Origin of the sequence: Permianibacter aggregans (genome assembly GCF_009756665.1) — a bacterium.
GTDB classification, from domain to species: domain Bacteria; phylum Pseudomonadota; class Gammaproteobacteria; order Enterobacterales; family Permianibacteraceae; genus Permianibacter; species Permianibacter aggregans.
The window spans coordinates 2,954,779-2,976,268 of sequence record NZ_CP037953.1; the positions used below are offsets into that span (position 1 = coordinate 2,954,779).

Annotated in this window: 21 protein-coding genes and 1 tRNA gene; all 22 read left to right on the top strand. The window is 54.6% G+C overall.

Features of this window, described 5'->3' with window-relative positions; genetic code table 11:
• Window positions 1-40: 40 nt before the first annotated feature.
• The 22 genes from tpiA (at window position 41) to tnpA (ending at window position 21,314) form a co-directional block, all read left to right on the top strand.
• Complete coding sequence (gene tpiA / locus E2H98_RS13280) at window positions 41-787, top strand: triose-phosphate isomerase (RefSeq protein WP_133593477.1); 747 nt, start codon at window positions 41-43, stop codon at window positions 785-787.
• A 6-nt stretch (window positions 788-793) separates the two neighbouring features.
• Window positions 794-1,258, top strand: a complete 465-nt coding sequence (secG, locus tag E2H98_RS19505; protein WP_133593475.1) for a preprotein translocase subunit SecG — start codon at window positions 794-796, stop codon at window positions 1,256-1,258.
• Between the two features lie 14 nt (window positions 1,259-1,272).
• A tRNA-Leu gene (locus tag E2H98_RS13290) sits at window positions 1,273-1,357 on the top strand.
• Between the two features lie 209 nt (window positions 1,358-1,566).
• A complete protein-coding gene (locus tag E2H98_RS13295; RefSeq protein ID WP_133593473.1) occupies window positions 1,567-1,935 on the top strand; it encodes an NADH-quinone oxidoreductase subunit A in 369 nt (122 codons plus the stop codon).
• Window positions 1,926-2,408 carry a NuoB/complex I 20 kDa subunit family protein gene (locus tag E2H98_RS13300; RefSeq protein ID WP_133593471.1) on the top strand — a complete coding sequence of 161 codons (483 nt, stop codon included), beginning with the start codon at window positions 1,926-1,928 and terminating at the stop codon, window positions 2,406-2,408. The genes E2H98_RS13295 and E2H98_RS13300 overlap by 10 nt, the downstream gene beginning before the upstream one ends.
• 16 nt (window positions 2,409-2,424) lie before the next feature.
• Entirely contained in the window at window positions 2,425-3,087 is a 663-nt protein-coding gene (locus tag E2H98_RS13305) for an NADH-quinone oxidoreductase subunit C (RefSeq protein ID WP_133593469.1), read from the top strand.
• Between the two features lie 2 nt (window positions 3,088-3,089).
• Window positions 3,090-4,343 (top strand): NADH-quinone oxidoreductase subunit D, encoded by a 1,254-nt coding sequence (locus E2H98_RS13310; RefSeq protein ID WP_133593467.1) that lies wholly within the window; start codon window positions 3,090-3,092, stop codon window positions 4,341-4,343.
• A gap of 11 nt (window positions 4,344-4,354) precedes the next feature.
• Window positions 4,355-4,849 carry an NADH-quinone oxidoreductase subunit NuoE gene (gene nuoE, locus E2H98_RS13315; RefSeq protein WP_133593526.1) on the top strand — a complete coding sequence of 165 codons (495 nt, stop codon included), beginning with the start codon at window positions 4,355-4,357 and terminating at the stop codon, window positions 4,847-4,849.
• Between the two features lie 4 nt (window positions 4,850-4,853).
• Entirely contained in the window at window positions 4,854-6,155 is a 1,302-nt protein-coding gene (gene nuoF / locus E2H98_RS13320) for an NADH-quinone oxidoreductase subunit NuoF (RefSeq protein WP_133593465.1), read from the top strand.
• Between the two features lie 31 nt (window positions 6,156-6,186).
• A complete protein-coding gene (gene nuoG, locus E2H98_RS13325) occupies window positions 6,187-8,319 on the top strand; it encodes an NADH-quinone oxidoreductase subunit NuoG (RefSeq protein WP_133593463.1) in 2,133 nt (710 codons plus the stop codon).
• Between the two features lie 3 nt (window positions 8,320-8,322).
• Window positions 8,323-9,330 carry an NADH-quinone oxidoreductase subunit NuoH gene (gene nuoH / locus E2H98_RS13330; protein WP_133593461.1) on the top strand — a complete coding sequence of 336 codons (1,008 nt, stop codon included), beginning with the start codon at window positions 8,323-8,325 and terminating at the stop codon, window positions 9,328-9,330.
• 16 nt (window positions 9,331-9,346) lie between these two features.
• Window positions 9,347-9,841: an NADH-quinone oxidoreductase subunit NuoI gene (gene nuoI / locus E2H98_RS13335; protein WP_198325124.1), complete on the top strand. Its 495-nt coding sequence runs from the start codon at window positions 9,347-9,349 to the stop codon at window positions 9,839-9,841.
• A gap of 9 nt (window positions 9,842-9,850) precedes the next feature.
• Window positions 9,851-10,480, top strand: a complete 630-nt coding sequence (locus E2H98_RS13340; RefSeq protein ID WP_133593459.1) for an NADH-quinone oxidoreductase subunit J — start codon at window positions 9,851-9,853, stop codon at window positions 10,478-10,480.
• A complete protein-coding gene (gene nuoK, locus E2H98_RS13345) occupies window positions 10,477-10,782 on the top strand; it encodes an NADH-quinone oxidoreductase subunit NuoK (protein WP_133593457.1) in 306 nt (101 codons plus the stop codon). The genes E2H98_RS13340 and nuoK overlap by 4 nt, the downstream gene beginning before the upstream one ends.
• A gap of 8 nt (window positions 10,783-10,790) precedes the next feature.
• On the top strand, window positions 10,791-12,803 hold the full coding sequence (nuoL, locus tag E2H98_RS13350; protein ID WP_133593455.1) for an NADH-quinone oxidoreductase subunit L: 2,013 nt from the start codon (window positions 10,791-10,793) through the stop codon (window positions 12,801-12,803).
• Between the two features lie 19 nt (window positions 12,804-12,822).
• Window positions 12,823-14,358 (top strand): NADH-quinone oxidoreductase subunit M, encoded by a 1,536-nt coding sequence (locus E2H98_RS13355; RefSeq protein ID WP_133593453.1) that lies wholly within the window; start codon window positions 12,823-12,825, stop codon window positions 14,356-14,358.
• Window positions 14,358-15,788: an NADH-quinone oxidoreductase subunit NuoN gene (nuoN, locus tag E2H98_RS13360; protein ID WP_133593451.1), complete on the top strand. Its 1,431-nt coding sequence runs from the start codon at window positions 14,358-14,360 to the stop codon at window positions 15,786-15,788. The genes E2H98_RS13355 and nuoN overlap by 1 nt, the downstream gene beginning before the upstream one ends.
• Window positions 15,789-16,016: 228 nt before the next feature.
• Entirely contained in the window at window positions 16,017-16,979 is a 963-nt protein-coding gene (locus tag E2H98_RS13365; RefSeq protein ID WP_133593450.1) for a helix-turn-helix transcriptional regulator, read from the top strand.
• A gap of 265 nt (window positions 16,980-17,244) precedes the next feature.
• Window positions 17,245-19,137, top strand: a complete 1,893-nt coding sequence (gene parE / locus E2H98_RS13370; protein ID WP_133593448.1) for a DNA topoisomerase IV subunit B — start codon at window positions 17,245-17,247, stop codon at window positions 19,135-19,137.
• Window positions 19,138-19,152: 15 nt separating this feature from the next.
• Window positions 19,153-20,451 carry an AAA family ATPase gene (locus tag E2H98_RS13375; protein WP_133593446.1) on the top strand — a complete coding sequence of 433 codons (1,299 nt, stop codon included), beginning with the start codon at window positions 19,153-19,155 and terminating at the stop codon, window positions 20,449-20,451.
• Window positions 20,452-20,458: 7 nt separating this feature from the next.
• The gene (locus tag E2H98_RS13380; RefSeq protein ID WP_157591383.1) at window positions 20,459-20,812 is read left to right on the top strand and encodes a hypothetical protein; all 354 of its coding nucleotides are present in this window, start codon (window positions 20,459-20,461) and stop codon (window positions 20,810-20,812) included.
• Between the two features lie 70 nt (window positions 20,813-20,882).
• Window positions 20,883-21,314: an IS200/IS605 family transposase gene (gene tnpA, locus E2H98_RS13385; RefSeq protein WP_157591253.1), complete on the top strand. Its 432-nt coding sequence runs from the start codon at window positions 20,883-20,885 to the stop codon at window positions 21,312-21,314.
• Window positions 21,315-21,490: the final 176 nt, after the last annotated feature.

Sequence of the window (21,490 nt, forward strand, 5' to 3'; positions counted from 1 at the left end):
TCGCTACCATATGCGCCCGTTTTGCCAGCCCCCGAAACCCATGACAAAACGCACAGCGCTGATTGCTGGCAATTGGAAACTGCACGGTTCAACTGACCTGGTTCAGGCCCTGACCCGCGCCGCCAAACAAGCCGCCAGCTCGGTCAACGCCGAGATTCTGCTTTGTCCGCCGGCGATCTGGATTCCGGCCGTGGCGAGCGCCCTGCAAGGCAGCAGCGTCAAGGTCGGGGGCCAGGACGTCAGTGCCCATGAACAAGGGGCCTACACTGGCGAAATTTCGGCCGCGATGCTGAAAGCCTGTGGCAGTCAGTATGTCATCGTCGGTCATTCGGAACGGCGCCGGCATCACGGTGAGAGCAGCGAACTGGTTGCCCGCAAAGCGGAAGCGGCGTTCGCCGCAGGTTTGACGCCGATTGTCTGCGTTGGTGAAACGCTGACTGAGCGGGAAGCCGGCCAGAACTGGTTGGTGGTGGAAAGCCAGCTGAACGCGATTCGCGGTTTGCTGAATAAAACCACAGAGATTGTGATCGGCTACGAGCCGGTCTGGGCGATAGGCACCGGCAAAACCGCAACGCCGGAGCAGGCCCAGGAAATGCACGCGCTGATCCGGCAATGGCTGGTTCAGCAGAATGCACAAGCCGGGCACATCCGTATCATTTACGGTGGCAGTGTCAAAGCGGATAATGCGGCAGCGCTGATGGCGCAGCCGGACGTCGATGGCGGCCTGGTCGGTGGCGCGTCATTGGATGCAGAGGAATTTATCGGCATATGCCGAAACGTGGGTTAAACGACTATGTATGAAGTCCTGTTGGGCATTTTTCTGTTCGTGGCTTTGCTGCTGATCGGCATCATTCTGATCCAGCAGGGTAAAGGCGCGGACGTGGGCGCATCGTTTGGTGCCGGCGCCTCCAATACCGTGTTTGGTTCGTCTGGTTCCGGCAGCTTCCTGACCCGGATGACTACCGGCCTTGTCATCGTGTTTTTCGCGATTGCCTTGGCGTTGAACTACATGGTCAGCCATCGCGACAAGAGCCAAGACAATGTCGACGACGTGTTCAGCTCGTCAGAAGCGGCAACGGAAGTACCAGCCGCGGCTGCCGTCAGCGAACCAACGGGTGATGTCCCTGCCGCCGAAATTCCGGTCGTGACCGCGCCACAAGTTGACGTGCCGAATACCGATGTGCCTGCTGTTGAAGCGCCGGCAGAGCAAGCGACAGAACAACCGGCCAAGTCCGAAGAAGACAAGCCGACGCCGTAAGGCAAAAAGAATTCGCGGAAGTGGTGAAATTGGTAGACACACCATCTTGAGGGGGTGGCGACGCAAGTCATGAGGGTTCAAGTCCCTCCTTCCGCACCAACATACGGCCGCAAGGCAGCCGGCCTGAACAAAAACATGGCATCTATCGACCGGACAGATGCCATTTTTTTTGATCGAAACATGGCCTATCGGTTTCGGCAAACGTGAACCGATGACCATAAGCTGCTAAAATTCCGGGACTTTTTTATCCCGCCACGATTGTGCGTGCGTCCGACGAGGCTTTTCAGGGCACACGCAGGGTGACACACATGCTAGAAAACTACGCTCCCATCCTGGTGTTCATGGGGGTCGGCGTCGGCTTGGGTACTGCACTGGTACTGATCGGCTGGCTGCTTGGCTATTTCCTTGGACGTCACAAACCCGATGCCGCCAAAAACGCGCCGTTCGAATGCGGTTTCGACGCCTTCGAAGACGCTCGCATGAAGTTCGACGTGCGTTTTTATCTGGTCGCCATTCTGTTCATCATTTTCGATTTGGAAATCACCTTCCTGTTCCCGTGGTCAGTCGTCATCGATCAAATCGGCTGGTTCGGTTTCTGGGCGATGGCGGTGTTTCTCGGTGTGCTCATTCTGGGCTTCATTTATGAGTGGAAAAAAGGAGCGCTGGAATGGGAGTAGAAGGTGTTGTTGAAAAAGGTTTTGTGACCACGCAGATCGATACGCTGCTGAATTGGGCACAAACCGGATCGCTGTGGCCGATGACCTTCGGTCTCGCCTGCTGTGCCGTCGAGATGATGCATGCCGGCGCTTCGCGTTATGACCTTGACCGTTTTGGTGTCGTGTTCCGTCCAAGTCCACGTCAGTCCGACGTCATGATCGTCGCCGGCACGCTGACCAATAAAATGGCGCCGGCTTTGCGCCGCGTCTACGACCAGATGCCGGAACCACGCTGGGTGATTTCGATGGGTTCCTGCGCCAACGGCGGCGGTTACTACCACTATTCCTATGCCGTCGTGCGTGGTTGCGATCGCATTGTACCGGTCGACATTTACGTACCGGGTTGCCCGCCCACAGCAGAAGCGCTGATGTACGGCATCATCCAGTTACAGAACAAGATTCGTCGCACCAATACCATCGCGCGACAGGCCTGAAGGAGCATCCCTACTCATGCAACAATTGGCCGACCAATTGCAGGCGCACTTTGGCGCCCGGTTGCAAACCTGCACGGTCGATCGTGAAGAAGTCACGATTGAAGTCAGCAACGAAGACTATCTTGCCGTATGCAAGGAACTGCGTGATCACGACAGCTTCCGCTTCAAGATGATGATCGATCTCTGCGGTATCGATTACGCCCATTACGGCCGAGTCGAATGGGAGACCGAGGAGTCGAGCGGCAAAGGTTTTTCGCGCGGTGTCGAAGCCGGTGTCGATACCACCGTTACCTGGGAAAAGCCGCGTTTTGCCGTCGTGCTGCATCTGTTGTCCGTCGATCACAACCATCGTGTTCGCGTTCGCAGCTTTGTTGACGAGCAAGTACCGATGATCAGCAGTGTTACCGGTTTGTGGCCGGTCGCCAACTGGTTCGAGCGCGAAGCGTTTGATCTCTACGGCATTCTGTTTGAAGGCCATTCCGATTTGCGTCGCCTGCTGACCGATTACGGTTTTGTCGGCCACCCGTTCCGCAAAGACTTCCCGCTGATCGGCAACGTTGAGTTGCGCTACGACGCTACCCAGAAACGCTGCGTCTACGAAGCGGTGTCGATTGAACCGCGGACACTGGTGCCGCGCGTTATCCGTCACGATCAGCGTTACACCGAACAGGGCAAATAATCATGGCAGAAATTCGCAATTACACCCTGAACTTCGGTCCCCAGCATCCAGCCGCGCACGGCGTGTTGCGCTTGGTGCTGGAGCTGGATGGCGAAACCATTGTCCGTGCCGATCCACATATCGGCTTGTTGCATCGTGCCACCGAAAAACTGGCGGAAAGCAAACCATTCAACCAGAGCATCGGTTACATGGATCGTCTCGACTATGTGTCGATGATGTGTAATGAGCACGCCTATGTCATGGCCATCGAGAAATTGCTTGGCATCGAAGCGCCGCTGCGCGCCCAGTACATCCGCGTCATGTTCGATGAGATCACCCGTATCCTGAACCACCTGCTGTGGCTCGGTGCGCACGGTCTCGATATCGGCGCGATGACCATGTTCCTGTATTGCTTCCGTGAGCGCGAAGCGCTGATGGATTGCTACGAAGCGGTTTCCGGTGCGCGTTTGCACGCGACGTACTATCGTCCGGGCGGTGTCTATCGTGATCTGCCGGATCGCATGCCGCAATATCAAGCTTCGCGTTGGCGCTCGGAAAAAGACGTCAAGAAACTGAACGCTGAACGTCAGGGCTCGATGCTCGATTACCTGTGGAATTTCACCGAGTATTTCCCGAAACGCGTCGACGAATACGAAACGCTGCTGACCGATAATCGCATCTGGAAACAGCGCACGGTCGGTATCGGCGTCGTGTCACCAGAGCGTGCGCAAGCGCTCGGTTTTACCGGCCCGATGCTGCGCGGTTCCGGCATCGTTTGGGATCTGCGCAAGCATCAGCCTTACGAAGTCTACGACAAGCTCGATTTCGACATTCCGATCGGCAAGAACGGCGATTGCTACGACCGTTACCTGGTGCGCGTTGAAGAAATGCGCCAATCGAACCGGATCATTCGCCAGTGCATTGAATGGCTGCGCAAACATCCGGGTCCGGTCATGGCCGAGAACCATAAAGTGACGCCGCCGAGTCGTGAACGCATGAAGCACGACATGGAAGCGCTGATCCACCATTTCAAACTGTTTACCGAAGGCTATTGTGTGCCGGCAGGCGAAGTCTATTCCGCCGTCGAACACCCGAAAGGCGAGTTCGGTATTTACCTCGTATCGGATGGTGCCAACAAACCGTACCGGGTCAAGATCCGTGCGCCGGGCTTCCCGCATTTGGCCGCGACCGATGAAATCGGCAAGGGCCACATGCTCGCCGACATCGTCGCGCTGATCGGTACGATGGATGTCGTGTTCGGGGAGATCGACCGCTAATGAACATCGAAATGAATCAAGAGCCGTTGAAAGCGATTCTGCCGGCGGAAAAAATTGCCGAAGTCGAACAGTGGTTGGCCAAGTATCCAGCTGATCGTCGTCGTTCGGCGGTCATGGGCGCGTTGCGTATCGTTCAGGAACATTGCAATCACCTGAACGAAGAGCGGATGAACGCGGTTGCCGATTATCTTGGCATTCCGCGCATCGCCGTTTACGAAGTCGCGACCTTCTACTCGATGTATTTCCTGCAGCCGGTTGGCAAGCACGTGATCAACGTCTGCACCAACGTCAGCTGCATGCTGCGTGGCTCCGATCAAATCGTTGCCCATCTGCAAAAGAAACTGGGTATCGGTTTCAAAGAGACGACTCAAGACGGCAAATTCACGCTGCGTGAAGTGGAATGTTTGGCGGCTTGTGGCGGTGCGCCCTGCTGTCAGATTGATTTCGATTACCACGAGAATCTGACGCCGGAAAAACTCGACAAACTGTTGGCGGAACTGGAGTAACACGATGCAAGAAGTCGCTTACCAGCTCCAGCGCGGACCGGTCTGCTTTCGCACGATTGGTCTCGACAATGCCTGGACCCTGAAAACATACGAGTCGGTTGGCGGTTACAGTCAGCTGCGCAAAATTCTCAGCGAAAAAATTCCGCCTGAGCAGATCATTGAGTCGTTGAAATTGTCGAACCTGCGTGGCCGTGGCGGCGCCGGTTTTCCGACCGGTTTGAAATGGTCGTTCATGCCGCGCAATGCGCCGGGTCAGAAATATGTGGTCTGCAATGCCGACGAAGGCGAGCCGGGCACTTACAAAGACCGCGACATTCTGCGTTTCAATCCGCACCAGTTGATCGAAGGCATGGCCATTGGCGCTTACGTCATTGGCGCCACCGTGGGTTACAACTACATCCGCGGCGAGTTCTGGGAACCGATCCAGCGTTTTGAAGGCGCGCTGAAAGAAGCCTATGCGGCCGGCCTGCTGGGTAAAAACATTTTGGGTTCCGGTTTCGATTTCGATTTGTACACCCACTACGGTGCCGGTGCTTACATCTGCGGTGAAGAAACGGCGCTGATCGAATCGATTGAAGGCAAGAAAGGCCAGCCGCGTTTCAAACCGCCATTCCCGGCCAACTACGGTGTCTTTGGTCGCCCGACCAACGTCAATAACGTTGAGTCATTCGCCTCGGTGCCGGTCATTCTGGAACAGGGCGGTCAGTGGTTCCTGGAGCAGGGCAAGCCGAATAACGGCGGCACCAAAATCTTTTCCGTTTCCGGTCACGTCAATAAACCGGGCAACTTTGAAGTGCAGCTCGGCACGCCATTCAAGGATTTGCTGGAAATGGCTGGCGGCATGTGGAATGGCAAAAAACTGAAAGCCGTTATTCCTGGTGGTTCCTCGACACCAGTGTTGCCGGCAGAAGTGATGATGAACCTGACGATGGATTATGACGCCATCAGCAAGGCCGGTTCGATGCTCGGCGCCGGTTCCGTGATCATCATGGATGAAGACACCGACATGGTGAAAGTGCTGGCCCGTATTTCCCATTTCTATTACGAAGAATCCTGCGGCCAGTGCACGCCGTGCCGTGAAGGCACCGGTTGGTTGTCACGCATGCTGCACCGGATTCTGCATGGCGAAGGCACTCGCGATGATCTGGCCAAACTCGACGCGGTGGCGGCGAACATTTCCGGCCGGACCATTTGCGCGCTGGGCGATGCCGCGGCAATGCCGGTGATCAGCTTCCTGAAGCATTTCCGGCACGAGTTCGAACATTACATCGAACACAAGAAAAGCCTGGTCGGCGGCGGCCATTAATCCGAACATTCAAAACTGAGACGGTAGCACGATGGTAAACATCGAAATTGACGGCAAGAAACTGACGGTCGAACCCGGCTCGATGGTGATCGAGGCGGCGGACGCGGCGGGCATTTATATTCCGCGTTTCTGCTATCACAAGAAATTATCGGTCGCGGCCAATTGCCGTATGTGCCTGGTGGATGTCGCGAAAGCGCCGAAAGCCTTGCCGGCCTGCGCGACACCAGTCAACGAAGGCATGGTCATCCAGACCAAATCGAAAAAAGCGCTGGACGCGCAAAAATCGGTCATGGAATTTCTGCTGATCAACCACCCGCTGGATTGCCCAATTTGCGATCAGGGCGGCGAGTGTGAGCTGCAGGATCTGGCCATGGGTTATGGCGGCGATGTTTCGCAGTACGTCGAAGGCAAGCGCGTGGTGGCCGATAAAGACATCGGCCCGTTGATCGCCACCGAAATGACCCGTTGCATTCACTGCACCCGCTGCGTGCGTTTCGGCACCGAAGTCGCCGGCATGCGTGAACTCGGCGCCACCGGTCGTGGCGAGCACATGACCATCGGTACCTTCATTGAAAAAAGCGTTGATTCAGAAGTTTCCGGCAACGTCATCGATTTGTGCCCGGTCGGCGCGCTGACCGCGAAACCTTCGCGTTTTACCGCTCGTGCTTGGGAACTGCAATCGCGTCCATCGATTGCTCCGCATGATTGCTTAGGTTCGAACATCGATGTTCACTACCGTCGCAATGAAGTCATGCGTGTCGTACCGCGCGAGAACGAAGCGATCAACGAAGTCTGGATTTCCGATCGCGATCGCTACAGCTACGAAGCGCTGAACAAAGCCGAGCGTCTGCTGAACCCGAAAGTCAAACGCGATGGAGTCTGGCAGAATGTGTCCTGGCAGGACGCGCTGGAACTGACCGCGACCAATCTGAAGCGGGCAGGTCAGGGCGTTGCCGCCTTGACCTCGGCCAGCAACACCACCGAAGAGCTTTTCCTGTTGCAAAAAGTCGTGCGCGGTCTCGGCTCGAACAATATCGATTTCCGTCTGCGTCAGAGCGATTTTTCTGCCGACGCACAAGCGGCGTTGATGCCGCAGCTGGGATTGTCGATTGCTGAACTGGAAAATCTCGACGCGACTTTGCTGATCGGTTCCAACCTGCGTCAGGAACAACCGATCGCCGCCGTGCGTTTACGCAAAGCAACACGTGATGGCGTTGTCATGTCCTTGTCGACGGTTGATGTCGAATGGACTTTCCGCGTTGCTCCGGATGTCGTCGATGCCGATTTGCTGGCTCAGGTCGCCGGTGTCGCGAAAGCGCTGGTTGATGCCAAAGGTTCAGACGCCGCTGAATTTTCTGCGGCCGTTGCTTCAGTCAACGCCAACGATTCGCACAATGCGATTGCCGAGCAATTGCTGAAAGCGGAAAAGAAAGCGGTGATTCTCGGCGCCATTGCCATCGAGCATCCGCATTTCGCCAGTATCGATTCGCTGGTGCAAATCATTGGTAAATTGTCTGGCGCTTCGGTCGGCATGCTGACGCCTGGCGCCAACGCGGCCGGCGCATGGCTCGCCGGTGCTGTGCCGCATCGCCGCGAGGCCGGTCACGCGGTCAATAACGCGGGGTTGAATGCCCAGCAAATGTTGGCCAGCTCCCAGAAAGCCTATGTGCTGATGAACGTCGAACCAGAGCTCGATTCGGTTCTCGGTGAAGCGGCGCTGGAAGCCGTCAAAGGTGCCGAATTTATCGTCGCGCTGACACCGTTTGCCGATGGCAAAGTCAGTGAGTACGCCGATGTGTTGTTGCCGATTGGCGCGTTCACCGAAACCTCCGGCAGTTATGTCAATGCCGAAGGCACGTTCCAGAGTTTTGCCGCTGTCGTGCCCGCCAAGGGCGAAGCGCGTCCGGGTTGGAAAGTGCTACGTGTTCTCGGCAACCTGCTGAACCTGAAGGGCTTTGATTACGTGTCGTCGGAAGATGTGCTGGCGGAACTGCAACAGGCATTGAAAGCGCCGGGTGCCAGCGACGCGAAATGGATTGCGCCGAAGCAGCTTGCCGGTGGCAAAGCGGTGACGTCACAGAACATGTACGCGATTGACGCGCTGGTGCGTCGCGCCCCGAGTTTGCAGCAAACGACGCAGGCGCGTCGCGGTCAGGGAGCCTAAACCATGTGGGTGGATTATCTGATTGAGGGCGCCTGGATACTCGCGAAAATTATCGCGATTGTGTTGCCGTTGATCCTCGGTGTTGCGTATGCCACTTACGCTGAGCGCAAAGTGATTGGTTACATGCAGTTGCGTATCGGTCCGAACCGGGTCGGGCCGCTTGGTTTGTTCCAGCCGTTCGCCGACGTGATCAAGCTGCTGACCAAGGAAATCATCACGCCGACGCTGTCGAACCGTGGTTTGTTTATCGCGGCGCCGATCATCTGCTTTGCGCCGAGCTTGGTTGCCTGGGCCGTGGTGCCGTTTGAAGCCGGTGTCGTGCTCGCCGATGTCAACGCCGGTTTGCTGTTCCTACTGGCGATGACCAGCTTGGGCGTTTACGGCATCATCATCGCCGGTTGGGCCTCGAACTCGAAATATGCCTTCCTAGGTGGCCTGCGTTCGGCGGCGCAAATCGTTTCCTACGAAATCGCCATGGGCTTCACGCTGGTAGGCGTGTTGATGGTTGCCGGCACGATGAACATCGGTGACATCGTCGCCAAACAAGCCGGTGGTGTGCATCAATGGTTTGTTTGGCCGTTGCTGCCGTTGGCGGTCATTTACTGGATTTGTGGTGTTGCCGAAACCAACCGGGCGCCGTTCGACTTGCCGGAAGGTGAATCGGAAATCGTTGCCGGTTTCCACGTTGAATACGCGGGCTCGACGTTCGCGGTGTTCTTCCTGGCCGAATACGCCAACATGATTTTGATTAGCTTCCTGACCGCGCTGTTGTTCTTCGGCGGTTGGTACAGCCCACTGCCGGAATCAGTACCGCTTATCGGTGCCTCCGGTACGCACTGGTTATTCATCAAAGCCTTCCTGTTCCTGTGCGGTATGTTCTGGCTGCGTGCCACGTTCCCGCGCTTCCGCTACGACCAGGTCATGCGCCTTGGTTGGAAAATTTTCATTCCGGTAACGCTGGTGTGGGTGATGTTGGTCGCCGCGCTGGTGAAACTCGGCTGGGTAGGTTAAGGCTGAGGATGCTTTCATGATTCAAACCGTTAAACAAGTGCTGAAGTCCTACACGCTGGCTGAACTGCGTTCCGGCCTGATGGTGACCTTCCGCCATATGTTCGCGCAGAAAATCACCGTTCAATATCCGGAAGAAAAAACCCCGCAGTCACCGCGTTTCCGCGGTCTGCATGCGCTACGCCGTTATCCGAATGGTGAAGAGCGCTGCATTGCCTGCAAACTCTGCGAAGCGGTCTGCCCGGCGCTGGCCATAACCATCGAAGCCGGTCCGCGCCAGAACGACGGCACCCGTCGCACCACGCGCTACGAAATCGATCTGTTCAAATGCATTTTCTGCGGCTTCTGTGAAGAAAGCTGCCCGGTCGATTCGATCGTCGAAACGCGCGTGTTCGATTACCACTTTGAAAAGCGTGGCGAACAAATCATGACCAAAGCGAAATTGCTCGCCATTGGTGACAAGTACGAAGCGCAGATTGCCGCCGATCGCGCCGTTGACGCGCCGTATCGCTAAGGAACCGCCATGGATTTGAAAACCCTTGTGTTCTACCTGTTCGCCGCGTTGCTGCTGTTGTCGGCAACGATGGTGATCACCGTGCGCAACCCGGTTCGCGCCGTGTTGTCGCTGGTGCTGACCTTTTTCTGTGCCGCCGTGTTGTGGCTGCTGACCACCGCCGAGTTTCTGGCGATTGCACTGGTGCTGGTTTACGTCGGCGCCGTCATGGTCTTGTTCCTGTTCGTCGTCATGATGCTCGATGTCGAGTTTGCTGCGGTCAAGCAGGGCTTTATCCGTTACCTGCCGGTCGGATTGACGGCAGCCGCGATTGTCGGTGTGTTGATTTGGCGCTTGGTTAGCGAAGGCGCGTTTGCTCCGGCTGGCGAAGCGGTGGCCAGTGACAAGAGCAATATCGAAGTGCTCGGCGTGCTGCTTTACACCGAATATTTCTACGCGTTTGAACTCGCCGCACTTGTATTGCTGGTGGCATTGATCGCTGCCGTTGCGCTGACCTTCCGTGGTACCCGGATGCGCAAGATTCAGGACGTCGGCCGTCAGGTCGCGGTCAGCAAAGAAGAACGTCTGCGGGTGGTCAAAGTCGAGCCGGTCAAACGCGCTCCGGCCGCTGCTGCCAATGCAGAAGGGGAAAAAGCATGATCGGCTTGCACCATTATTTGGCGGTCAGCACCGCGCTGTTCGCGATTTCCGTTGCCGGCATCATTTTGAACCGGAAAAACGTCATCACCTTGTTGATGTGCATTGAGCTGCTATTGCTCGCGGTCAACACCAATTTCATCGCCTTCTCGCAACATTTGGGCGATGCGGCCGGCCAGATTTTCGTGTTCTTTATTCTGACCGTGGCTGCCGCCGAAGCGGCGATTGGTCTGGCGATTCTGGTCGTGCTGTTCCGTAACCGTCGCACCATCGACGTAGAAGATCTCGACGAGTTGAAGGGGTAAGAGGCGACATGGAAAACATTTATCTTGCCGTCGTTCTGGCTCCGCTGCTCGGCGCCATTATTGCGGGGTTGATGGGCAAACAAGTCGGTCGCGCCGGCGCCCATTGGGTGACCATTCTCGGTGTGGCCGTATCGGCGGTGTTGTCCGCATATGTGTTTTATCAGCACGGCATCAACGGCCTGCCGGCGTATAACGCCAGTGTTTACGAATGGGCCACCATTGGCGGTTTACGTCTCGAAGTCGGTTTCCTCGTCGATAACCTGACCGCGATGATGATGGTCGTGGTCACCTTCGTCAGCTTGATGGTGCACATCTACACGATCGGTTACATGGAAGAAGATCCGGGTTACCAGCGCTTCTTCTCGTACATCTCGCTGTTCACGTTCTCGATGCTGATGCTGGTCATGGCCAACAACTTCCTGCAACTGTTCTTCGGTTGGGAAGCGGTCGGTCTGGTCTCGTACCTGTTGATCGGATTCTGGTTCAAGAAGCCGACGGCGATTTTCGCCAATATGAAAGCCTTTTTGGTCAACCGCGTTGGTGACTTCGGCTTCCTGATCGGTATCGCCGCCGTGTTGTATTTCTTCGGTTCGATGGATTACGCCACGGTGTTTGCCGCCGCGCCCGAATGGGCGACGCAGAATCTGACCGTGCAGATCACTGACACCACTTACTGGTCTGGCATTACCGTCATTTGCATTGGCCTGTTTATCGGCGCGATGGGTAAATCGGCGCAGGTGCCACTGCACGTCTGGCTGCCGGACTCGATGGAAGGCCCGACACCAATCTCCGCACTGATTCACGCCGCAACGATGGTTACCGCTGGTGTGTTCATGGTCGCGCGTATGTCGCCGCTGTTTGAACTCTCCGAAACCGCGTTGTCGTTCGTCATCGTCATCGGCGCCACGACCGCGTTGTTCATGGGCTTTATCGGTGTCGTGCAAAACGACATCAAGCGCGTCGTTGCTTATTCAACACTGTCGCAGCTTGGTTACATGGTCACCGCATTGGGCGCCTCCGCGTACGCTGCCGGTGTATTCCATTTGATGACGCACGCGTTCTTCAAGGCGCTGCTGTTCCTGGCGGCCGGCTCGGTGATCATCGGCATGCACCACGAACAGGACATCCGCAAAATGGGTGGTCTGTGGAAGTACATGAAGATTACCTGGATTGTGTCGTTGGTCGGTTCGCTGGCGCTGATTGGCACGCCGTTCTTCAGCGGTTACTACTCGAAAGACGCAATTATCGAAGCGGTTCATGCATCGCAAATTGCCGGCTCGACTTACGCCTATTACTGCGTACTCGCTGGCGTATTCGTTACCGCGCTATACAGCTTCCGGATGTTCTTCCTGGTGTTCCATACCAAAGAGCGTTTCCACGACAATCATCACGATCACCACGGTCATGATGACGATCATGACGATGCACATGGTCATCACGGTGGCACACCGCATGAGTCACCGTTGGTTGTTACGCTGCCGCTGATCGCGTTGGCGATTCCGTCGCTGGTTGTTGCCTGGTGGTGGGCCGAGCCGATGCTGTTTGGTTCCTTCTTCGATGGCGTCATTTACGTCAAACCGGAACACGCGACGCTGACTGAACTCGGTTCGCACTGGCATGGTTGGGTCGCGTTTGCGTTGCACTCGGTACAAACGATTCCGTTCTGGCTGGCCGCTGCTGGCGTGTTCACCGCCTGGTTTGTCTGGGTGAAAAAGCCGAGCATCGCCGATGCGTTCCAGAACAAACTGGCGTTCCTGCACAAGCTGCTCGACAACAAGTATTACTTCGACGATTTCAATCAGGCGACGTTCGCCAATGGTTCGGTACGTCTCGGTAATCGTTTGTGGAAACACGGTGATGCCCAGCTGATCGATGGCGTCATGGTCAATGGTTCCGCCAATCTGGTCGGTCGCATTGCCGCGCAACTGCGCAAAATGCAGAGCGGTTATCTTTATCACTATGCCTTCGCGATGCTCATTGGCCTCTTGGTCATGATCTCCTGGCTCTACTTTTTAATTTAAGCTCGGGAAGTGACAAACGATGAATAATTTTCCCTTGCTCAGTCTGTTGGTCTGGTTGCCGATGGCCGGTGGTCTGGCCGTGCTGTTGTTTGGTGGCAAAAGTCCGGCGCGAGCGAAATGGTTGAGCCTGCTGACAGCGTTGGCAACACTGGTCGCCTGCGCACCGTTGTACAGCAACTTCGATATGACCACGGCCGATCTGCAGTTCGTCGAACGCGCCGTCTGGTTCCAGTTTGAAACGCTGAAAATCGAATACGCACTTGGCGTCGACGGTTTTGCGATGCCGCTGATTCTCCTGACCTGCTTCACGACCGTGTTGGTCGTCGCCGCCGGTTGGGAAGTGATCGAAAACCGCGTATCGCATTACATGGCTGCGTTTCTGTTCATGACCGGTTTGATGAACGGTGTGTTCGCTGCCATGGATGCGATGCTGTTCTATGTATTCTGGGAAGCGATGCTGGTGCCGATGTTCTTGATCATCGGTATCTGGGGTGGCCCGAACCGCGTTTACGCAACGATCAAATTCTTCCTGTACACCTTCTTCGGTTCGGTGTTCATGCTGGTCGCGCTGATTTACATGGGTCTTGAAGCCAACAGCTTCATGATCAGCGATCTGCACAGCCTGCCGCTGGAAATGAATCCGCAGCACTGGATTTTCGCCGCGTTCCTGATCGCTTTCGCGGTCAAGGTGCCGATGTTCCCAGTGCACACCTGGTTGCCGGATGCCCACGTTGAAGCGCCCACCGGTGGTTCTGTCGTGCTGGCCGCGATCATGTTGAAAATGGGTACCTACGGTTTTATCCGCTTCAGTCTGCCGATTGCCCCGGATGCTTCGGCTGCCTGGGCTGATTTCATGATTGCCATCAGCCTTGTTGCCGTTGTTTACATCGGCTTTGTCGCGCTGGTGCAGAAAGACATGAAGAAGCTGATCGCTTATTCGTCCATCGCGCACATGGGTTTTGTCACGCTCGGCTTTTTCATCGCGTTCGCGTTGCGGGAAAATGGCGACCAAATGCAAGCCGCACTCGGCGTGCAAGGCGGTCTGGTGCAAATGATTTCGCACGGTTTTATTTCCGGCGCGATGTTCTTGTGTATCGGCGTGCTTTACGACCGCGTACACAGCCGAATGATCGCCGATTACGGCGGTGTCGCGAACACCATGCCGAAGTTTGCTGCGTTCATGATGCTGTTCACGATGGCCAATGCTGGTCTGCCTGGCACCTCCGGTTTTGTCGGTGAGTTCATGGTCATTCTGGCCTCGTTCAGCGCCAACTTCTGGTACGCGTTCCTGGCCGCGACGACCTTGATTCTCGGTGCCGCTTACAGCCTGTGGATGTACAAGCGCGTCATTTTCGGTGAAGTCGCCAACAGTCATGTTGCCGAGTTGAATGACATCAACGCTCGCGAACAATTGATTCTGGCGATTCTCGCCATCGCGGTACTGGCCCTGGGTCTGTATCCGAAAATGCTGACCGACATCATGGAGCCGTCAGTACAGCACTTGTTGAACTGTGGCCTGCAATCGAAGCTGGGCGCCATCGGAGTGTGCCAATAATGTTTGAGACACCCAATCTTTACCTGATGTCGGCCGAGATCTTCCTGGTCATCGCCACCTGCTTGGTGATGCTGGTCGATTTGTTCTTTGCTGGTGCCGAACGCAAGAACACTTACGCGGCAGCGATGTTGTCGCTGGCGGGCACCCTGCTGGTCACGCTGCAGTTGTACGAAGTGCCGGAAGCGATTCTGTACAGCGGCCACTACGTGCACGACCAACTCGCGATCATCCTGAAAGTGGCGATTTACATCGTCAGCATGATCGCGCTGATGTACGCCCGCACCTATATCGCTGAGCGTCAATTCCTGCGCGGTGAATATTATTTGCTGACACTGTTCGCCGTGCTCGGTGCCAACGTGCTGGTCGCCGCCGGTTCGATGCTGACGATTTATCTTGGTCTGGAACTGATGTCACTGTCGCTTTACGCGATGGTCGCGATGCAGCGCGACAGTCACAGCGCACCAGAAGCGGCGATGAAATACTTCGTCATGGGCGCGCTGGCTTCCGGTTTCCTGCTCTGGGGCATGAGCTTGCTGTATGGTGTCACCGGCAGCTTGCAATTGGATCAGATCGCGCAACTGCCAAGCAGTGCTGATCAGTTAATCATCTATCGCTTCGCGATGATTTTCATTGTTGCTGCCATTGCCTTCAAGCTCGGTGCTGTGCCGTTCCATATGTGGATTCCGGATATTTACCACGGTGCTCCAACGTCGGTCGTCGCGTTCCTCGGTAGCGCGCCGAAAATCGCCGCGTTCGGCATGATCATCCGCTTGCTGACCGAAGCGATGCCGGGCATCTCTGCCGACTGGACTGCGATGCTGGTGATGCTGGCCGTGTTGAGTTTGGCGATCGGTAATATCGGCGCCATCATGCAAAGCAACCTGAAGCGTCTGCTCGCATATTCAGCGATTGCGCACATGGGTTACTTCGTGATCGGCCTGACCACCGGTAACAACGAAGGCTTTGCCGCTTCGATGTTCTACATGCTGGTCTATGCGCTGATGACGCTGGGCGGTTTCGGCATGATTCTGTTCCTGTCGCGCGCCGGTTTCGAAAGCGATGAAATTTCCCATTTCAAAGGCCTGTGGCAGCGCAGCCCATGGCACGCGCTGCTGATGATGTTCATCCTGATGTCGATGGCCGGTATTCCGCCGTTTGTTGGCTTCTGGCCGAAGTTGCAAATCTTTATGGCGGCCGTGAATTCGGGCCAAGTGGGTCTCGCCATTTACGCTGCCGTGATGTCGCTGATTGGCGCCTACTACTACCTGAAAGTCGTCAAGGTCATGTTCTTCGATACTGCCGAAGATATGACACCAATCAAAGCGAGTACATCGCTGCAACTAGCGATCAGCGCCAACGGCCTCGCGATGCTGGTGCTGGGATTGTTCCCCAGCGTCATTCTCGCTTGGTGTTTGCAGGCCTTCGCCTGATATCGCGAGATAGCGACACAAAAAGCCACCGCAAGGTGGCTTTTTCGTTTCCGGTAGGTGCCGAATTTATTCGCATAACATCGCCACGATACGGCGGTCATTGTGCGAATGAATTCGCACCTACTCTGAATGATCCAGGCTCCCTAGCAATGATGCCTGCTGACTTACCAAGATAGGCAATTCATCGGTTTCTGGTTACCATCAGCGGATACGCTTTGGGGTGCTCGTATGGATAAATGGGAACGCTTTCGCCAGCTGCAAAAGATTCTTGAGGCGCGGCGCCATCCGGTGCCGTTGAAAACGCTGTCAGAGTTGATGGAATGCGATCCATCGACGATCAAGCGTTTGATCAAGGATATGCGGGAAAAGCACGATGCGCCGGTGGCGTCATCGAAAGCCGGTTATGCCTGGCGGCCGCGCCCTGGTCAGGTGTTCGAGTTGCCGGGCACCTGGCTTGGTCAGGAAGAGTTGCTGGCGCTGATGGTGCTTGATCAGGCGCTGTCCGGCATGGGTAGCCGGGTCATGGAAAAAGAATTCGCCGCGCTGCGTAAAAAAGTGCGCGAGTTGCTGCAAAAAGACGCCGTCGACGGCGAAGATTTCATCAAGCGACTGCGCGTCGTCAGCAGTCGTCAGCGTCAGGCTGAGTTTCCGTTTTTCACCCAAATTGTCATCGCCTTGCAACAGCGTTTGCAGTTGCGGTTTCAGTACCTGACCCGTTCCCGCAATGTGCAAGAAGTGCGCACCGTCTCGCCGCAACGCTTGGTGCTCTACCGCGACAACTGGTATCTCGATGCCTGGTGTCATGATCGCAAGGCCTTGCGCACGTTTGCCCTGGACGCCATATCAGCTTGCGATCCGCTGCCGGAATCATGCCAAGACATCGACGATAAAACGCTCGATGCCCATTACGGCGGTTCATACGGCATTTTCAGTGGCGAGCCCACCGGCATTGCCGAAGTTCGCTTTAGCAGCGATGCAGCGCGCTGGGTGCGCTCGGAGAGCTGGCATCCTGAGCAGCAAATGGTTGAGCAGGAAGATGGTTCCTTGTTGCTGCGCATTCCTTATTCGCAGTCCACCGAGTTGTTGCGCGATGTATTGGCGTGGGGAAAGGATGCAGTCATCGTAGGACCACCATCGTTGCGACAGGAAGCGGTGAACATACTGAAGCAGACGCTACAGGCTTATGAATAAGCGAAAACGGCGACGCGCCCGATGGCTACTGTCCAAACAATGAGCCGCATTGGCAGCGATTCCGCGTTTCCGGCGCCGGAAACGCTGCGGTTCTGAACATCATTTGACCAGTTGCATCAGCGCTTGCAAGCGGTCGCATTAGGCTCCACCATTAGGCGCCGCTTCACGCGGACAAACCCCAATCCGAATTCTCCACGCCTGCCATGACGGGCGTGCCATGACCGGCGCGGCCGGCATGAATTCAGCAACAGGAAATACCATACGTATGGCCAATCAGCAGTACACCGCCGACTCGATTGAAGTATTAAGTGGTCTGGACCCGGTCAAACGCCGTCCGGGCATGTATACCGACACCACCCGGCCGAACCATCTGGCGCAAGAAGTCATCGATAACTCGGTTGACGAAGCGCTGGCCGGTCACTGCAAAAACATTGCGGTGATCTTGCACCCGGATGGCTCGTTGGAAGTGCAAGACGATGGCCGCGGCATGCCGGTCGATATTCACCCGGAACAAAAAGTACCGGGCGTTGAAGTGATCATGACCAAGCTGCACGCCGGTGGTAAGTTCTCGAACAAAAGCTATAAATTCTCCGGTGGTTTGCACGGCGTCGGCATTTCCGTCGTTAACGCGCTGTCTTCGCATGTCGAAGTGAAAGTGCGTCGCGACGCCCAGGAATACCGGATGACATTCGCCGATGGCGATAAAAAATCGAACCTGAAAGTTATCGGCGAAGTCGGCAAGCGCGTGACCGGCACGACCATTACCTTTCTACCGAATCCAAAATATTTCGATTCGCCAAAGTTCTCGATACCTCGTTTGAAATATGTACTGCGCGCCAAAGCGGTGTTGGCCCCGGGCTTGCGCATTTCGTTTCACGATGTCGCCAATAACGACAAAGAAGAATGGTTCTACGAAGATGGCTTGCGCGCTTATTTGCAATCGACGCTAGGCGATAACGAATGCATTCCGGAAGACCTGTTCTGCGGCGCGATGGAATCCGAGAACGAAGCCGTCGATTGGGCGCTAACCTGGCTGCCGGAAGGCGGCGAAGCGCTGGCCGAAAGTTACGTCAACTTGATCCCGACCGCGCAGGGCGGCACCCATGTTAACGGTCTGCGTCAGGGCCTCGCCGAAGCGATGCGCGAATTCTGCGATTTGCGCAGCTTGTTGCCGCGCGGTATCAAGCTGGCACCGGAAGACGTGTGGGAACGCATTTCCTACGTTATCTCGGTAAAAATGAAAGAGCCGCAATTCTCCGGCCAAACCAAAGAAAAACTCAGCTCACGCGAATGCGCGACCTTTGTTTCCGGCGTCGTCAAAGACGTGTTCAGCCTGTGGCTGAATAACCATCCGCAAATCGGCGAAGCGCTGGCGCAAATGGCAATATCGAACGCCAACAAGCGCTTGAAAGCTGGCAAGAAAATCGAGCGGAAAAAAATCACTCAAGGTCCGGCACTGCCCGGCAAGCTCGCCGATTGCGTTGGCGCTGACGTGATGAAATCGGAACTCTTTTTGGTGGAAGGCGATTCCGCCGGCGGCTCAGCCAAGCAAGCCCGCGATAAAGAATTCCAAGCGATTATGCCGCTACGCGGAAAAATCCTGAACACCTGGGAAGTCGATTCCGATCAGGTCTTGGGTTCGCAAGAAGTGCACGATATTGCGGTGGCCATTGGCGTCGATCCCGGCAAGAACGATCTGAAAGGTCTGCGCTACGGCAAAATCTGCATCCTCGCCGATGCCGACTCCGACGGCCTGCATATCGCGACACTTTTATGCGCGCTATTCGTCAAACATTTCCGTTCACTCGTTGAAGCCGGCCATGTTTATGTCGCCTGCCCTCCGCTATACCGAATCGATATCGGCAAAGACGTGTACTACGCGCTCGACGAAGCCGAACGCGACGGCCTGCTCGATCGCATCCAGGCCGAAAAGAAAAAAGGCAAAGTACAGGTCACCCGATTCAAAGGCCTCGGCGAAATGAATCCGCTGCAACTGCGCGAAACGACGATGGACCCGAATACCCGAAGGCTAATGCAGCTAACCATCGATGACGCCGAGCAAACGGAAGCGATCATGGACATGATGCTGGCGAAGAAACGCGCCAGTGATCGGAAAGTATGGTTGGAAGAAAAAGGGAATATGGCTGAAGTGGTTTAAAGTAGGAGGGATGTGATGATTCGTTGTTTGTATGTCGATAATTTTCGAGGATTCCATGACTCCATACTGGAGTTAAGGAAGGTAAATTTTTTTGTGGGTGAAAACAGCACAGGAAAGTCATCAATCCTTTCTCTATTGAAGATCATTTCAGATTTTGAGTTTCAGTATCTCGGAGAGTTGAAGTCAAGAGATGTGTTTCTTGGGTCTTTCAAAGAGATCGCTAGCAAAGATCAGCCAATCACTATTGCGGAGTTAATGGGAAAGGAATCTGAAGATGGATTGGGGTTTGAGGAGATACGTTCTGCCCTAATGTATGAATTTAGGAATGAGGAAGGGCTTCCCTCATTAAGAAAGATTACATTCTACTCTGATCAGCAGATAGTTACTGTACACAAAGATAAAGATGCCACAAAGGCTAGAAGTTTAGCGATTAGTGAGTTCTTCTATATGGAAGACGCGCATGAACTGATGCGGAAAATGCGGGACTTTCAGAATAGTGAGTCCATCTCGGGATGGAAAAAAATCGAGTCTCCAAATATAGGTAGGACTGGGGCGGTCCAGCTTCTCGATATCGCGTGTGCTACGTTAGCCTTGAAAAAGATCTCAAGTTCACTCTACAAAAGAGAGAGAAGCGAAATAATCTGGTTGGCTCCTATTCGAGCTAAACCCAAAAGAACCTATGATGGTTTCAGAGCGGCCTATACGCCCGAGGGAGACCACGCCCCATATTTATTAAAAAAATTATTGACTACAGAAAAGTACAGAAGGCACGCAGAAATTATTGATTCTTTTGGTGAGGATAGTGGGCTTTATTCAAACGTTGAAGTTAATTCCTATGGGAAGGATGAGACATCTCCATTTGAGCTAAAAGTGAAAATTGGGAGAAGAAAGGTCCGCATTACAAACGTGGGTTATGGTGTCTCACAGGTGCTGCCAATTATCGCGGAGTTTGTAGCAAGGGGAAAAAGTTGTTATGTAATTCAGCAGCCAGAGGTTCATCTGCATCCAAGGGCTCAGGCAGCGCTGGGCGAATTTATTTTTACTTTTGCTAATAATTTAGGAGCTGAGTTCCTGATTGAGACCCATAGCGACTACCTGATCGATAGGTTTCGATTAAAAATGAGTGAGGCAAATAAGTCTCGTAACAAACAAAAACTAGATACAGATGCACAAGTCGTTTTTTTTGAAAAGAATAACAACGGAAATAAATTTACTGTAATACCTGTTTTGTCTAACGGACAGTATTCCGAGGTTCAGCCGAGAACATTTAGGGACTTCTTTCTCAAAGAACAACTAAGCTTGCTCGGTATTTGAGGTTGCTATGTGCGTAGTTATCGATACTTGCTCGATTTCTGTAGTGTTTGATCGAGGTAATCTCTTGCACAAGAATTTTGCGCCGGTTCTAGAGTGGATAGTCAATGGCGGCGGAAAACTAGTTATGGGTGGTAGTAAATATCTAAAAGAAATAGAGAATATGAGTAGATATCTCGCTTTGTTCAAAACACTTGACGATGCGAGAAAAATTGTTCGTGTCGACAGGGGGGCGGTCGATAAGAAGCAAAGAGAGTTAGAGAAGTTATTGAGGCACTCAGCGTTTGATGACCCTCATATTGTTGCACTTCTAAGCCGTAACGGGAGTTCCCCCGGCTCTGCCGGGGTGGCAGCAGCAGTTTGACAATTACTGGAGTCCATAACGGAAACTCCGAAACGTGAGCCGCCAAGCAACACGAATCGGAGAAACCGAAATGGACGAGTTTGAAAGCCTAAGCCACTCAAAGTGGGAGTGCAAATACCATGTAGTATTTATTCCGAAGTGCCGTCGAAGGACGCTGTATAAGCAACTGCGACCGCATCTCGGAGAGATATTCCATAAACTGGCCGCGCGGAAGGAATGCCGGATCGAAGAGGGGCATGTGATGCCAGATCATGTGCATATGCTGATTTCGATACCACCGAAACATGCGGTGTCGCAGGTAGTGGGTTTTATCAAGGGAAAGAGCGCCATACATCTAGCGCGAGTATATGGAGAACGAAAGCAAAATTTTATCGGTCAACACTTTTGGGCGAGGGGGTACTTCGTTTCGACAGTGGGGCGAGACGAAGAGACAATTCGAGAGTACATCCGGAACCAGGAAAAAGAGGATGAGCGCCTCGAACAAATGAAGCTGTGGAGTTGAGAGGCCACCGTCAAGGTGGCAGAAAATACGCGGGGCCGCGTTAGCGACCCCGAACAAGCCGCTTCGAGCGGCTCACAAATTTAAAGCCCCCGGCTTTGCCGGGGGATATTTACTTGAGTCGGGTTGTAAGATCGTCGTTTCAACGGATAGCCGCGCATATCCATATTTTACGAAGC